General features: G+C 50.4%; 1 pseudogene. It reads left to right on the forward strand.

The annotated features are described in order from the left end of the window. Positions 1-117: 117 nt before the first annotated feature. Positions 118-567 (forward strand): annotated as a pseudogene (locus A3751_RS01690) (glycosyl transferase); the annotation flags it as partial.

Below are 567 nucleotides of genomic sequence, written 5' to 3' on the forward strand. Positions count from 1 at the left end.
AGCGGACACACAAACAATCGCATTTATACCGAGACGATTATCAACAAACTGGGATTGAACACAGCGTCCTCGTGGAGTGAATGCCAAGACGCCTTGGCGCAAAGCAACTTTTGTTATATGCCGCTCAACAGCATAAGCCCAAAGCTGGCAGAGTTGATTGATTTGAGATCAACACTAGGGCTTCGCTCGCCCGTTCACTCACTTTCTCGCTTAATCAACCCCCTTAATGCGCCAAACATATTGCAGGGGGTCTTTCACCCTCCGTACCTAACCCTCCATCAGGAGGCAGCTCGCTTACTCGAATACAAACGAACGGTAACAATGAAGGGTGAAGGCGGAGAGATCGAGCGAAATCCGGATAACGCCTGCGTATCATACGATTGCACCAACGGCGAGCTAACGACAGAAGAATGGCCAGCCAAGTTCTCTCGGCGTCATACCAAGCCCGCAGAGTTGAGTTTCGAAGACATGCTGATGTTGTGGTGTGGAGACTCGAAGGATGAATACGGAGAGGCAGCGATCATCACTACTGCAGCTCTCGCTCTTAAGACCATTCAACCCGCTCTA

The sequence above is a fragment of the Oleiphilus sp. HI0080 genome (genome assembly GCF_001635135.1).